This window comes from Pseudomonas sp. GD03903 (assembly GCF_029840045.1).
GTDB classification, from domain to species: domain Bacteria; phylum Pseudomonadota; class Gammaproteobacteria; order Pseudomonadales; family Pseudomonadaceae; genus Pseudomonas; species Pseudomonas pseudonitroreducens.
The window spans coordinates 59,572-72,923 of record NZ_JAOCBT010000016.1 but is presented as its reverse complement, the minus strand read 5'-3'; the positions used below and the strand labels follow the sequence as shown (position 1 = coordinate 72,923).

12 protein-coding genes are annotated in these 13,352 nt (G+C 65.4%); 7 read left to right on the top strand and 5 right to left on the bottom strand.

Annotation, left to right across the window (positions count from 1 at the left end; all coding sequences use genetic code 11):
• Positions 1-125 precede the first annotated feature (125 nt).
• Positions 126-1,439 (top strand): branched-chain amino acid transport system II carrier protein, encoded by a 1,314-nt coding sequence (gene brnQ, locus N5C91_RS22450; protein WP_236174650.1) that lies wholly within the window; start codon positions 126-128, stop codon positions 1,437-1,439.
• Between the two features lie 147 nt (positions 1,440-1,586).
• Complete coding sequence (locus tag N5C91_RS22445; RefSeq protein ID WP_236174651.1) at positions 1,587-2,348, top strand: DUF599 family protein; 762 nt, start codon at positions 1,587-1,589, stop codon at positions 2,346-2,348.
• A 65-nt stretch (positions 2,349-2,413) separates the two neighbouring features.
• Here the strand turns inward: N5C91_RS22445 and N5C91_RS22440 are convergent, their stop codons facing one another.
• Positions 2,414-2,635, bottom strand: a complete 222-nt coding sequence (locus N5C91_RS22440; RefSeq protein WP_279832068.1) for a hypothetical protein — start codon at positions 2,633-2,635, stop codon at positions 2,414-2,416.
• Between the two features lie 161 nt (positions 2,636-2,796).
• Here N5C91_RS22440 and N5C91_RS22435 point away from each other — a divergent pair, with 161 nt between their 5' ends.
• From N5C91_RS22435 to N5C91_RS22415, 5 genes are all read left to right on the top strand, one after another.
• Positions 2,797-3,270, top strand: coding sequence for a PaaI family thioesterase (locus N5C91_RS22435; protein WP_236174652.1), 474 nt, complete (start codon positions 2,797-2,799; stop codon positions 3,268-3,270).
• Positions 3,267-3,713 carry a PaaI family thioesterase gene (locus tag N5C91_RS22430; protein WP_236174653.1) on the top strand — a complete coding sequence of 149 codons (447 nt, stop codon included), beginning with the start codon at positions 3,267-3,269 and terminating at the stop codon, positions 3,711-3,713. The genes N5C91_RS22435 and N5C91_RS22430 overlap by 4 nt, the downstream gene beginning before the upstream one ends.
• Positions 3,714-4,958 (top strand): MFS transporter, encoded by a 1,245-nt coding sequence (locus tag N5C91_RS22425; protein ID WP_279832066.1) that lies wholly within the window; start codon positions 3,714-3,716, stop codon positions 4,956-4,958. It begins immediately after the preceding gene.
• A gap of 130 nt (positions 4,959-5,088) precedes the next feature.
• Positions 5,089-6,993: a molecular chaperone HtpG gene (gene htpG, locus N5C91_RS22420; protein WP_279832065.1), complete on the top strand. Its 1,905-nt coding sequence runs from the start codon at positions 5,089-5,091 to the stop codon at positions 6,991-6,993.
• Positions 6,994-7,082: 89 nt separating this feature from the next.
• Positions 7,083-7,814: a dienelactone hydrolase family protein gene (locus N5C91_RS22415; protein WP_279832064.1), complete on the top strand. Its 732-nt coding sequence runs from the start codon at positions 7,083-7,085 to the stop codon at positions 7,812-7,814.
• Positions 7,815-7,856: 42 nt separating this feature from the next.
• Here N5C91_RS22415 and N5C91_RS22410 read toward each other — a convergent pair whose 3' ends face one another.
• The 4 genes from N5C91_RS22410 to fucP all read right to left on the bottom strand — a co-directional run bounded on the left by N5C91_RS22410 (position 7,857) and on the right by fucP (position 13,288).
• The gene (locus N5C91_RS22410; protein ID WP_279832063.1) at positions 7,857-9,137 is read right to left on the bottom strand and encodes a cytochrome c; all 1,281 of its coding nucleotides are present in this window, start codon (positions 9,135-9,137) and stop codon (positions 7,857-7,859) included.
• Positions 9,134-11,371, bottom strand: coding sequence for a molybdopterin cofactor-binding domain-containing protein (locus N5C91_RS22405; protein ID WP_279832061.1), 2,238 nt, complete (start codon positions 11,369-11,371; stop codon positions 9,134-9,136). The genes N5C91_RS22410 and N5C91_RS22405 overlap by 4 nt, the downstream gene beginning before the upstream one ends.
• The gene (locus N5C91_RS22400) at positions 11,368-11,859 is read right to left on the bottom strand and encodes a (2Fe-2S)-binding protein (protein ID WP_236199885.1); all 492 of its coding nucleotides are present in this window, start codon (positions 11,857-11,859) and stop codon (positions 11,368-11,370) included. The genes N5C91_RS22405 and N5C91_RS22400 overlap by 4 nt, the downstream gene beginning before the upstream one ends.
• Positions 11,860-12,034: 175 nt before the next feature.
• A complete protein-coding gene (gene fucP / locus N5C91_RS22395; protein ID WP_279832060.1) occupies positions 12,035-13,288 on the bottom strand; it encodes an L-fucose:H+ symporter permease in 1,254 nt (417 codons plus the stop codon).
• Positions 13,289-13,352 lie beyond the last annotated feature (64 nt).

Sequence of the window (13,352 nt, the reverse complement as noted above, 5' to 3'; positions counted from 1 at the left end):
ACAGGATCCGCAGGCTCGCCCCGAGTGAGTCGGCCAGTCCCGTTCGATGCGGCTTTGTCACGTCTGTACGGCGTGCGTGCCTTGGGAGACCACAAACCCGCTTAAGCACTGTGGTATTTCCCTTCATGAAAGTCTTGAAAGGCCAGGACGTCCTGGCACTTGGTTTTATGACCTTCGCCCTGTTCGTCGGGGCGGGCAACATCATCTTCCCGCCGATCGTGGGCCTGCAGTCGGGGCCGCATGTGTGGATGGCCGCGCTGGGCTTCCTGATCACCGCGGTCGGCCTGCCGGTGATCACCGTCGTGGCGCTGGCCAAGGTCGGCGGGGCGATGGACACCCTGAGCCATCCGATCGGCAAGGTCGCCGGCGGGCTGCTGGCGGCTGTCTGCTACCTCTCGGTCGGGCCGCTGTTCGCCACCCCGCGTACCGCCACCGTGTCCTTCGAAGTCGGCCTGGCGCCGCTGACCGGCGAGGGCGCTCTGCCGCTGTTCCTCTACAGCCTGGTGTACTTCCTGATCGTGCTGGTGATCTCGCTGTATCCGGGCAAGCTGCTGGATACCGTCGGCCGCTTCCTCGCGCCGCTGAAGATCATCGCCCTGGCCGCCCTGGGCATTGCCGCCTTCATGTTGCCGGCCGGCCCCATCGGCATCGCTGAGCCGGCCTACCAGACGGCAGCGTTTTCCCAGGGCTTCGTCAATGGCTACCTGACCATGGACACCCTTGGCGCGCTGGTCTTCGGCATCGTCATCGTCAACGCGATCCGCTCCCGTGGCGTCGACTCACCGCGGCTGATCACCCGCTACGCCATCATCGCCGGCCTGATCGCCGGGGTCGGCCTGGCGCTGGTGTACATCAGCCTGTTCCGCCTGGGCTCGGGCAGCCATGACATCGCCGCCGGTGCCGCCAACGGCGCTGCCGTCCTGCATGCATACGTGCAGCACACCTTCGGCTCGCTGGGCAGCACTTTCCTCGCCGTACTCATCGCGCTGGCCTGCCTGGTCACCGCAGTCGGCCTGACCTGTGCCTGTGCCGAGTACTTCTGCCGCATCCTGCCGCTGTCGTATCGCAGCCTGGTGATCATCCTGGCCGGCTTCTCGCTGCTGGTATCGAACCTGGGCCTGACCAAGCTCATCCAGTTCTCCATCCCCGTGCTGACCGCCATCTACCCGCCGTGCATCGTGCTGGTGGCGCTGAGCTTCTGCGCCAGCCTGTGGCGTTCGCAGACCCGCATCGTTGCCCCGGTGATGGTGATTTCCTTCGTCTTCGGCATCATCGATGCTCTGAAGGGCGCCAAGCTCGACGCCTGGATGCCGGTCTGGATGGAACACCTGCCGCTGGCCGAGCAGGGCCTCGCCTGGCTGATCCCCTCGGTCGTCATGCTGGCCGTGATGGTGGTGATCGACCGCTTGCTGGGCAAACCCCAGGAAGCGATGGCTTGATATCCCGCCAGCCATGAAAAAGGCCGCCCACGAGGCGGCCTTTTTCTTGGTTGCGATTCGCGCTCGTGGGCGCCGTGTCCTGAAACGATAAACTGGCGTCTATCGGCTGCGTACTGACTTCATTCGCCTCGAATCGCAAGGAAATCCATGACCGACGTCGTCGACCTGTTCGACATCCAGTACTTCTGGAACCTGCTCGCCATCCTCTGGTTCCTCTTCTGCTGGATCGGCTACACCCGCTACGCCAAGACCAAGGCCCGCGATACCGCGTGCCTGGCCAGCGTGCTGCACCTCTATCGCCAGGACTGGATGCGCCGCGTGCTGCTGCGCGACAACCGGGTGGCGGACGCCAGCGTGATCGGCAATCTGGAGCGTAATGCCTCGTTCTTCGCCTCCAGCACCCTGATCATCCTCGCCGGCATTCTCACCTTGCTGGGTTCGGCCGAGCGCACGATCTCGGTTCTTGCCGACCTACCTTTCGTGACCCCGCCCACCCGTGGGCTTTCAGAGCTCAAGCTGCTGTGCCTGTCGGTAGTGTTCGTCTATGCCTTCTTCACCTTCAGCTGGTGCATGCGCCAATACAACTTCGCGGCGGTGCTGATCGGTTCGGCGCCCATGGTCGGGGAGCGCAATGTTGGCGAGCTGGAGCGCAAGTCCTTCGCCGAGCGTGCGGCGCGCGTGGTATCTCTGGCGGCGCACCAGTTCAACCAGGGCCTGCGCACCTACTACTTCGGCCTGGCCATGCTGGCCTGGTTCATCAATCCGTGGATCTTCATGCTGGTGACGGCGGGCGTGGTGGGCGTGCTGTACCAGCGCGAATTCCATTCCAGCGTGCTCCACGTGATGGTCTACACGCCGACGCCCCAGGGCGACGCGCCACGGGATAACGACATTCCTCCCAGCGGCTGAGTGGCAAACGGCAGAAACGACAAGGCCCGCAAAATGCGGGCCTTGTCTTGTGCAACGGAAGCGAATTACTGCTTCTGTTCGCCGCCTGCAGGCTCCTGCGGCGCACTGGCCGGGGCGGCCGGAGTGGCCGGGGAAGCTTCAGGTGCCGGCGGGGTGGTCGGCGCCGGAGTAGCCGGCTGCTCGGTCGCGGCCGGTGCCGGCGGCGCTTTCGGCTCTTCTTTCTTGTCGCAGGCGGCAAGGCCCAGACCTGCAACGATCAGCAGAGCGAAGGGAAGGGTTTTTTTCATGCGGAGCCTCCATGTGCGGCTTTCCTGGTGTTAGCCCTTTGAACCGACGTTATGTGAATTAGTTCAACGTATGTTCCCAAGGTCCTGAATTTCCTGACTGCAGGAGTGACAACGGCCGGGGTATGATGCTGCCCCGTGCAGTCAATCGGTCGACCCTTCCCATGTCCGAAAACCCACTCCTGGAGCGCGCCCAACGCTTCCTTTCGGCGCTGCGCCACTGCCAGTTGCTGGGCATCAGCGCGCATGCCGCGGACGCTTCCGGCCTGACCCTGCGGCTTCCCTACAGCGAAGCCATCGTCGGCAACCCGGAAACCGGCGTGATCCATGGCGGTGCCATCACCACGCTGATGGACACCACCTGCGGCATTTCCACCGTCTGCGTGCTGCCGCAGTTCGAAATCTGCCCGACCCTGGACCTGCGCATCGACTACATGCACCCGGCGCAACCGCACAAGGACGTCTACGGGTTCGCCGAGTGCTACCGGGTTACCCCGAACATCATCTTCACCCGTGGCTATGCCTATCAGGACGACCCCAGCGAACCCATCGCCCATGTGGTCGGCACCTTCATGCGCATGGGCAAGGCGGTATCCGCCGGCACCGTGAAGCGCGATGTCGATGGAGGCCAGGGATGAGTAAGGTGAGCATCGAGGAGATGGTGCGTGCGGCGCACGAGAGCAAGGACTACGACCCGCTGCTGGAGATGATCCCTTACGCCCGGTTGCTTGGCATGCGCTGCCTGCGCCTGGGCGACGACGCCATCTTCCACCTGCCGGCCAACCCGGACAATATCGGCAACCCCACGCTGCCAGCCCTGCATGGCGGCGTGATCGCCGGTTTCATGGAGCAGTCGGCGCTGCTGCACCTGCTGATGTTCATGGGTATCCCACACATGCCCAAGATCATCGACTTCTCCATCGACTACCTGCGTGCCGGGCACTTTCGCGATACCTACGCGCAGTGCCAGGTCTGGCGCCAGGGCCGGCGGGTGGCCAACGTTGCCATCACCGCCTGGCAGACCACTCGCACTGAGCCGATTGCCACTGCCCGCGCGCACTTCAAGGTCGACGGCGCCTGAATGGACACGCTGCTGATCCTGCTCGGCCTGCTGCTGATTCTTGCCGGGTACGTCTGGCTCATCGCACGCGCTTTCGAGCGCAGCCTGTTCTGGGGCCTCGCCAGCCTGCTGCCGCCATTGGCGCTGCTGTTCGTCCTGATTCACTGGCGCCACGCCCGAAGCGCCGTGGCGCTGGGCGGCCTGGGCTGTATTCCGCTGGTAGTCGGCCTGACCATGCTGGCCAACCAGGACAGCGCGCGCCTGGAGGCGATCCTCCGTCTGGAGTGGCTCAAGCCCGAGCCGGCAGCCAAGCCTGAACTGGCCATCGACCTGCGCGGTGAGCTGAACGGCCAACCCTTCGTGCCCGAGCAGGCCGAATTCATCGACGGTGTGCTCAGCCTGCGCGAAGGCCAGGATTTCTACGCACACCGCGAAATCCAGGTCCGTCTGGCGGCTCCGCTCAGCGGCCCGCTCCGGCTGGACGTGCTGCCTGACGACAAGGGCCGCCTGCCGGAAATCGAAGTCAGCTGGCTCGCACCCGGTGAGGAATTGCCCGAAGCGGTGCGCCTGCAGCGTGGCTACAGCCTGCACCTCGACCTGCGCCCCAAGGCACCCAATCGCATGGAGGGCGTGTTCCACCTAGTGCTGCCGGCGGAAATGCAGACCACCCTGTCCGGTACCATCGAAGTATTCACCGATCGCCTGCGCTATCGCGACGGCGCCGTCGACAACCGATTCGATTCCCGCGATACCCTGCGTTATGTGCTGCAGGACTATCTGCAACGTCGCTTTGCCCGCCGTGACGTTGCCATTCTCCACATGCCGACTCTGGATCCGCAGCGGGTCTCCCAGGTCGTTCCATTGACCGTCGAGTTCGCTGGCGAGACGCAGGATCTGCAAGTGACGCTGGAGAAGGACCCGGCACGCGGCTGGGGCGTGCGCGGAGATCGCTTTGCACGACTCAAGGCGGCGAGCATGATTGCGCCGCCAGCCCCGGCTCCCGCTCCGGTGAAAGCGAGCGCCCCTGTACAGGCCGTGCCGGAAAGCGGTCGCCTGGACCTCGAGCGCCTGCTGGCAGCGCCCCAGCGTTACGTCAACCGCAGCATGCGCGTGACCACCGAGCGCGGGCGCACCGCCGAAGGCGTTTTCGTCGGGTTGAACGCCGATGGCCGCGTCGTCATCCGCCGGGTCATCGATGGGCCGGGGGAGGCCAGTTATACGCTGCGCCCCAGCGAAATCACCGATATCGAGTTGCCGGCGCACTGACCATGCGCCGATGCTCTGGCATCGATGTGTCGGCGAATTTTCTCCAAACCCTTGAATTGGCTCGGGAAGCCCCCATCTCGCTGACATCGGCCGCATGACGCGGCATTTGTCATCCTCGGAGCGAGAAACAATGAGCGCGGAGACTCAAAAAGAAACACTGGGCTTCCAGACCGAAGTGAAGCAGTTGCTTCACCTGATGATTCATTCCCTGTATTCGAACAAGGAAATCTTCCTTCGTGAACTGATTTCCAACGCCTCCGACGCCGCCGACAAGCTGCGTTTCGAAGCCCTGGCTAGGCCGGAGCTGCTCGAAGGCGGTGCCGAACTGAAGATTCGTGTGAGCTTCGACAAGGACGCCAAGACCGTCACCCTCGAAGACAACGGCATCGGCATGAGCCGCGAGGAAGTCATCGCGCACCTGGGCACCATCGCCAAGTCCGGCACCGCCGACTTCCTGAAGAACCTCTCCGGTGACCAGAAGAAGGATTCCCACCTGATCGGTCAGTTCGGTGTGGGCTTCTACAGCGCCTTCATCGTTGCCGACAAAGTGGACGTATTCAGCCGTCGCGCCGGTGCGCCGGCAAGCGAGGGCGTGCACTGGTCGTCGAAAGGCGAGGGCGAGTTCGAAGTCGCCACTGTCGACAAGGCGGAACGCGGCACCCGTATCGTCCTGCACCTGAAGGACGGCGAGGACGAGTTCGCTGACGGCTGGCGCCTGCGCAACATCATCAAGAAATACTCCGACCACATCGCGCTGCCCATCGAGCTGCCGAAGGAGCACCACGGCGAAGAGGCCGACAAGCCGGCCGAAGCCGAGTGGGAAGTGGTCAACCGTGCCAGCGCCCTGTGGACCCGTCCGCGCACCGAGGTGAAGGACGAGGAGTACCAGGAGTTCTACAAGCACATTGCCCATGACTTCGAGAACCCGCTGACCTGGAGCCACAACAAGGTCGAGGGCAAGCTCGAGTACACCTCGCTGCTCTACGTCCCGGCCCGCGCGCCGTTCGACCTGTACCATCGCGAGGCACCGCGCGGCCTGAAGCTGTACGTGCAGCGGGTGTTCATCATGGACCAGGCCGACCAGTTCCTGCCGCTGTACCTGCGCTTCATCAAGGGTGTGGTGGACTCCAACGACCTGTCGCTGAACGTTTCCCGCGAAATCCTGCAGTCCGGCCCCATCGTCGATTCGATGAAGTCCGCGCTGACCAAGCGCTCCCTGGACATGCTGGAGAAGCTGGCGAGTAACGATGCCGAGGCCTACAAGGGCTTCTGGAAGAACTTTGGCCAGGTGCTCAAGGAAGGTCCGGCCGAGGACTTCGCCAACAAGGACAAGATCGCCGGCCTGCTGCGCTTCTCCTCCACCAGCGACGAGAGCGGCGAGCAGAGCGTGTCCCTGGCCGACTACATCGGCCGCCTGAAGGAAGGCCAGGACAAGATCTACTACCTCACCGGCGAAAGCTTCGCCCAGGTGAAGAACAGCCCGCACCTGGAAGTCTTCCGCAAGAAAGGCATCGAAGTGCTGCTGCTCACCGACCGCATCGACGAGTGGCTGATGAGCTACCTGCCGGAGTTCGATGGCAAGCAGCTGGTCGACGTCGCCCGTGGCGACCTCGACCTAGGCAGCCTGGACTCGGAAGAGGACAAGAAGGCCCAGGAAGAGATCGCCAAGGCCAAAGAAGGGCTGGCCGAGCGCCTGAAAGCTGCGCTGGGCGAAGAAGTTGCCGAGGTGCGCGTCTCCCATCGCCTGACCGACTCGCCGGCGATCCTCGCCATCGGCGAACAGGACCTGGGCCTGCAGATGCGCCAGATCCTCGAGGCCAGCGGGCAGAAAGTGCCGGAAGCCAAGCCGATCTTCGAGTTCAACCCGGCCCACCCGCTGATCGAGAAGCTCGATGCGGAAGCCGACGAAGACCGCTTCGGTGAGCTGACCCACATCCTCTTCGACCAGGCCGCCCTGGCTGCGGGGGACAGTCTGAAAGACCCGGCCGCCTATGTGCGCCGCCTGAACAAGCTGCTGGTGGAACTTTCCGCCTAAGCTGAACCAGCCCAAAGCCCGCCTCGGCGGGCTTTGTGTTTTTCAAGTACTCGAGCAACTACACCGACAAGCGAAAGGGGACTACCCGAATGAGCCAGATCAGCGTGCAACCTGTCGCCTACAGCCTCGATGGCGTGTCCTTCGAAGGCCAACTGGTCTTCGATGCTGCCAGTAATGCGCCGCGCCCCGGCCTGCTGATGGCGCCGAACTGGATGGGCGTCAGCCAAGGCGCCGTGGATATTGCCCGCAAGGTCGCCGAGCGCGGCTATGTGGTGCTGGTGGCCGATCTCTATGGCAAGGACGTGCGCCCCAATGGCCCGGAGCAGGCAGGCGCCGCCATGATGCCGCTGAAGAACGACCGCGCGCTGCTGCGCAAGCGCATGCAGCTCTCGCTCAAGACCTTGCTGGAGCAGGCGGGCAAAGCGCCCCTGGATACCACGAAGCTCGCCACCTTTGGCTTCTGCTTCGGTGGCTGCTGCGCCCTGGAGCTGGCCCGTGATGGCGCGCCGCTGGCCGCCGCGGTGTCTTTCCATGGCACTCTGGATACGCCGAATCCTGCCGATGCGCAGAACATCAAAGGATCGGTACTGGTCCTCGATGGTGCCATCGATCCCTTCGTGCCGCGTGAGCAACTGACGGCGTTCGCCAAGGAGATGATCGACGCCAAGGTGGATTGGGCACTCACCAGCTACGGCGGTGCCGCGCACTCGTTCACCGATCCGCACGCGCAGATCCCCGGCAAGATGCAGTACGACGCCAAGGTGGCGCGCCGCGCTTTCGCGGCGATGTTCGACCTGCTGGAGGAGCGCTTCGGCGCCTGACCGGGTAGGGGGAGGGCGTCGCGCCGCTCCCCCGTTTCGGATTCAGCGCAGCTTGGCCACCTTGAACTCCAGGTCCGGCCAGGCTGGCAGGCCGGCGAAGTCCTCCCGCAGATAGCGCGCCAGCGCGATGATCTGCGCGTTGTTCAGGCTATGGCGGAAAGCCGGCATATAGCCCAGTTCAGGACGGGCGGGGTTGCCGATGCCGTCCAGGATCACCCTCAGCAGATTGTCCGGCGTCGGCGCATACAGGTTGTTGCTCACGGCCAGCGACGGCCGCACTCCGTTGAGCTTCGGGCTGGCACCGTCATGGTGGCAGGCCATGCAGGCGCCCTTGAATAGCCGTCCACCGCTGCCACTGACAGGCTGCAAGGTGCCGTAGGTGCGCTGCTCCAGTTCAGCCGCCTGCTTCTCCGGCGAGAAGTCGCCCGGTTGCTCCGGAAGCAGGGTCGCGAGATAGCGCGCCATGGCTTGCAGGTCCGCGTCCGGTTGCTGCGCCAGCCCGGCGGCCACCGACGCCATGGGGCCGGCGGCGGCTCCGTGGTAGCGCGAGAAGCCTTTGCGCAAGTAGTCGTACAGTGTTGCCTGGGTCCAGGGGATGGCCGGCTTGCCGCCACCGTTGAGGGGCGGAACCTGCCAGCCGTCCACGGTTGCGCCGGCGAAGCGCTGCTTGCCGGTGCGCTCGGCGCCCAGTGCATTGCGCGGCGTGTGGCAGGCACTGCAATGGCCCAGCCCCTCCACCAGATAGGCGCCGCGATTCCAGGCCGCATCACGCTGCGGCTTCGGCTGGAAAGGCCTCTTGTCGAAGAACAGGAAGTTCCAGCCCGCCATCATCCGGCGCTGGTTGTAGGGGAAGGGCAGGCGGTTGTCCGGCGTATCCGCCTCGACGGCCGTGCGGCTCATCAGGTAGGCATAAAGGTCGCGCAGATCGTCGTCGCCGACTCGGGTGAAGGCGGTATAGGGGAAGGCCGGATAGAGGTAGTCGCCCTCGCGGGCAATACCCTCGCGCATGGCGCGCCTGAAGGCATCGAACGACCAGCGGCCAATACCGGTCTTGGGCTCCGGCGTGAGGTTGGAGGTGTAGAGCGTGCCGAACGGCGTCTGCATGGCGCGGCCGCCCGCCAGTGGCGTGCCGCCATCGCGGGTATGACAGGCCACGCAGTTGCCCAGGGCGGCCAAGCGCTGCCCCCGGGCGACGGATTCGGCGCCGAAGCTTTCGCGGGCGGGCGGCTCGATCGGCGCGATGCTCGGCTGCCAGGAGAGGAACAGGCCGAGCATGATGAGAGCAGCCAGCCCGCCGACGATGGCCAGAGACGTGTTTTTCATGAAGATTGCCTCTCCTGCAGCGCGGCACGGACCCGTTCAGGGGTGAACGGCGGGCGGGTGAAGCGCACGCCGGTAGCGTCGTACAGGGCGTTGGCGATGGCGGCGGCGCTGGGCACCGAGGTCGACTCGCCGGCCCCCAGCGGCGGAGTGCCGGGACGGTCGAGCAGCAGCGCGGTGATCTTGGGTACTTCCGGGAAACCGAGGATCGAATAGCCACCCCACTCCAGGCTGGTGACGCCGCCGCGGTCGAAGGTGGAGTACTCCATCAGTGCGCGGCTGGTGGCCTGGATCACGTTGCCGTGGACCTGGTGGCGTACGCCATCCGGGTTGACCATCTGCCCGCAATCTTGTGCCACGTGGACATCGGTCACGCGGACTGCGCCGGTGTGCGGCTCGACCTCGACATCCACTATCCAGGCCGCCCAGGCCGAGCCGAAGCCCGGGAAGGCGCTGTGGAAGTAGCGCGCATAGGCGAATCCGCGCCCGACCAGCAGGTTGCCCTGCTGCGCCCGTGGGTTGGGCGAGACGCGCGGCAGCCAGCGCGCGGAGCTGGCCAGTGTGTTGATCAGCGCAATTGCGCGCTCATCGTGCAGGTAGCGCAAGCGGAACTCGATGGGATCGGCCCCGGCCAGCTGCGCCAGTTCGTCGATGTAGGACTCGTGGGCGAATACGTTGGGCAATGCCGACACGCCGCGCATCCAGGATGCCCGGACGATGGGTGCGGCGTCATTGCACACCACGCGCATGTGCGGGTAGGCGTATTGCGGGACGGCGGTGCGATCGCCCATCTGCGTCACCTGGGCCTTGGCCTCCACCCGCGAGGTGAGCAGCAGCGCCAGGGTGATGCCGTTGTTGGACGGGTAGCAGGTGGCGAAGTCATAGGCGAGCACGTTGCCGTCACTGTCCAGCCCGCCACGGACGTCGATCAGTTGCGCCGAACCCTTGGGTTCCCAACCGTGTTCCTGTTCGCGCGTCAGTTGTACGCGCACCGGCCGGCCCAGCGCCATGGCAAGCAGGGCAGCGTCGGCGGCCACGTCATCGGCGCAGTTGCGGCCGTAGCAGCCGGACGCTTCCATTCGTATGACTTCGACCTGCTCGGGCGGCATGTCGAGCAGCATCGCCAGGTCGGCGCGCAAGTTGTGGGGGTTCTGGCTGCCGGACCAGACCTTCATCACGCCTTCCTCGAGATGGGCGAGCGCGCAGGACGGGCCGATGGAAGCATGCTGGTGGTAAGGCCAGACGTAGGTGCGTTGCAGCGGGTGGGCGACTTGCCCGAGCGCGGCGTCCATCTGTGCGTCGTCTCGCAGCATGCGTGGCTGCTTGGGGTGGGCGCGCAGGGTGGCTTCCAGCTCGTCGAGTCCCAGTGGGGGCAGCGCGCTCCAGCTTTTCCAGCGCACCTTCAGTGACTGGGCGATACGTATCGCCTGTTCCTCGCGCTCGGCCACCACGCCGACGAAGTCGCCGACCACCACCAGGCGAACGAAGCCGGGCAAGTGGGCGACGGACGCTTCGTCCACTTCCAGCAGGCTCCTGCCCAGCGGCGCGCTGGTGTCGGCGCCGGTGTAGGGCGGGCGCACCACGCGGCCGTGGAGCATTCCCGGCAGGCGCATGTCGTGCACGTAGGTCAACCCGCCGGTGACCTTGGCAGGGATATCCAGGCGCGGCACCGAGTGGCCGACCACGCGGTATTCGCTGGGGGACTTCAGCGGTGCGCTGGCATCGATCTTCAGTTCGAAGCGCTGGCCTTGCAGCAGTTCGCCGTAGCCGATGCGGCGCGCCGGTTGGCGTTTGTCGAAGATGGCTCCGTCGGCGCAGCCGAGCTGGCGGATGTTGACCTTCAGGTACTTCGCCGCACGCTGCATGAGGAACTCGCGCGCCTCGGCTGCAGCTCGACGCAGCGGAATGGCGCTGACCTGGATGCTCGAACTGGCGATGGTCGGGCCCTGGTCGGGGGTGTAGCGCGTGTCTCCCAGCAACAGGGTCACCTGCTTGAGATCGACGTTCAGCTCCTCGGCGACGATCTGGCTCAGGGCGGTGCGGATGCCGGTGCCAAGGTCGACATGGCCGCAGGCGGCGGTGATGGTGCCGTTGCCGGCGATGCTGATGAAGCTGTCGACCTGGTCGAGCGGTAGCGTGCTGTCAGCGCTCTGTGCCAGCAGCGGGCGCGGCAGCTGGACGCTGACCAGCAGTACGCCGCCAGCCTTGAGGAAGTTGCGGCGACTGAGCCGGTTCATGCCGGGTTTCCCTGCCCGCTGTCGTTGCCCGGGCCAGCGGCCCGTCGAACGGCGTTGAGTATTTCCACATGGGTGCCGCAGCGGCACAGGTTGTAGGCCAACTCCTGGCGAATCTCTTCGTCGCTCGGGTCGGGATTGCGGGCGAGCAGGGCTGCGCTGGTCATGACCATGCCGTTGGTGCAGTAGCCGCACTGTGCGGCCTGTTCGTCGATGAAGGCCTGCTGCACCGGGTGCGGCGCGTCCAGCGTGCCGAGGCCCTCGAGGGTGGTGATCTGGCGTCCCTGGGCCGCGGAGACCGGGGTGATGCAGGAGCGGGTGGCGACGCCATCGAGATGGACGGTACAGGCGCCGCATTCGCCCAGGCCGCAGCCGTACTTGGGGCCGTTGAGCTGCAGATCGTTGCGCAGGACGTACAACAGGGGTGTATCGGCCGCCACGGCGAGCGACCAGGTCCGGCCGTTGACGACCAGCGAGAGGGGATCAGCCACGGGGTGGACTCCTTCCTGAGAGTGTCATGCCCGACACCCTGGCGCAGCGGGGTGAAGGGAAAAGGAAGGAAGTCTTCGGCAACGGCCAGGCGCCAGCTAGGGCGAGCAGGCCGATAGGGCTGTAGGAATCAGGCGATTGGGGCGCCGGTCGTGCGCGCCCCGCCAGGGTTTTGTGTCAGGCGTTGCCGGTAGCGACTGTGGAGGGTTGGTCGACGCGGTAACCCCGTACGCCGAACCAGACGATGTACAGGTAGCACACCAGCGGCACGGCGAAGGAGGGCAGCAGGCCGATGCGATCGGCAAAGGAGGCCTGCACCAGCGGCATTACGGCGCCACCGACGATGGCCATGCAGAGCAGGCCGGAGCCCTTGCTGGTGAGGTTGCCCAGGCCTTCCAGGGCGAGGGAGAAGATGGTCGGGAACATGATCGAGTTGAACAGGCCGATCAGGATCAGCGCCCACATCGCCACGTGCCCGCCGACGCTCAGCGCTATGCCGATCAGCACGGCGATGGCGACGGCGTTGAAGGCCAGCAGGCGGTTGGGTGCGATGGTGCGCATCAGTGCGCTGCCGATGAAGCGACCGAGCATGGCGCCGCCCCAGTAGAACGACAGGTACTTGCCGGCCTGGTCCGCCGGTAGCCCGGCGATATCCGGCTGCCCCATCAGGCTCACCAGATAGCTGCCGATGGATACTTCGGCGCCGACGTAGCAGAAAATCGCGATCACGCCGAACACCAGGTGGCGATGGGAGAAGATCGATTTCTGCCCGGCGGCGCCATCGGTGGGCTCGCCGTGGTGGATCTTCGGCAGGCGGAACAGGGCGATCAGCACGGCAATCGCAAACAGCAGCCCGGCCAGCACCAGGTAGGGGGTCTTCACCGAGTCCGCCTCACTGGCGGCAGAACTGCCGATCTGCGAGGCGGCGCCGGCGCCGATGGCGAGTATGGTCACCGAGCCGACCAGCGGGCCGACAGTGGTACCCAGGGAGTTGAAGGCCTGGGTGAGGTTCAGCCGGCTGGCCGCAGTCGACGCCGGGCCGAGCACGTTCACGTAGGGATTGGCCGCGACCTGCAGCAAGGTGATGCCCGAGGCGAGGATGAACAGCGCGGCAAGGAAGAACGGATAGGACTGCGAGCCGGCCGCCGGGTAGAACAGCAGGCAGCCGACGCCGGCGGTGGCCAGGCCGACGATGATGCCGCTCTTGTAGCCGACCTTCTCCACCAGCCGGCCGGCGGGGAAGGACATGATGAAGTAGGCGCCGAAGAAGCAGAACTGCACCAGCGAGGCTTCCACGTAGGAGAGGGTGAAGACCGCCTTGAGGTGTGGCACGAGGATATCGTTCAACGACGTGATCAGGCCCCACATGAAGAACAGCAGGGTCAGTACGGTGAGGGCGCTGGTATGGCGGTGGGCGGTCGGCTGGTCCATCACGGACTCCTCGGGCCAGAAGTAGCGGGCTTGCCGGTGGCAAGGGTTCAGGGCGGGCGATGCT

Excerpts from the sequence above, each read along its gene's own strand:
- N5C91_RS22430 (WP_236174653.1), top strand. The coding sequence starts at position 3,267 with ATGAGTAAGGTGAGCATCGAGGAGATGGTGCGTGCGGCGCACGAGAGC.
- N5C91_RS22405 (WP_279832061.1), bottom strand. The coding sequence starts at position 11,371 with ATGAACCGGCTCAGTCGCCGCAACTTCCTCAAGGCTGGCGGCGTACTG.
- N5C91_RS22445 (WP_236174651.1), top strand. The coding sequence starts at position 1,587 with ATGACCGACGTCGTCGACCTGTTCGACATCCAGTACTTCTGGAACCTG.
- N5C91_RS22425 (WP_279832066.1), top strand. The coding sequence starts at position 3,714 with ATGGACACGCTGCTGATCCTGCTCGGCCTGCTGCTGATTCTTGCCGGG.
- N5C91_RS22435 (WP_236174652.1), top strand. The coding sequence starts at position 2,797 with ATGTCCGAAAACCCACTCCTGGAGCGCGCCCAACGCTTCCTTTCGGCG.
- N5C91_RS22415 (WP_279832064.1), top strand. The coding sequence starts at position 7,083 with ATGAGCCAGATCAGCGTGCAACCTGTCGCCTACAGCCTCGATGGCGTG.
- N5C91_RS22410 (WP_279832063.1), bottom strand. The coding sequence starts at position 9,137 with ATGAAAAACACGTCTCTGGCCATCGTCGGCGGGCTGGCTGCTCTCATC.
- htpG (WP_279832065.1), top strand. The coding sequence starts at position 5,089 with ATGAGCGCGGAGACTCAAAAAGAAACACTGGGCTTCCAGACCGAAGTG.
- N5C91_RS22440 (WP_279832068.1), bottom strand. The coding sequence starts at position 2,635 with ATGAAAAAAACCCTTCCCTTCGCTCTGCTGATCGTTGCAGGTCTGGGC.
- fucP (WP_279832060.1), bottom strand. The coding sequence starts at position 13,288 with ATGGACCAGCCGACCGCCCACCGCCATACCAGCGCCCTCACCGTACTG.
- brnQ (WP_236174650.1), top strand. The coding sequence starts at position 126 with ATGAAAGTCTTGAAAGGCCAGGACGTCCTGGCACTTGGTTTTATGACC.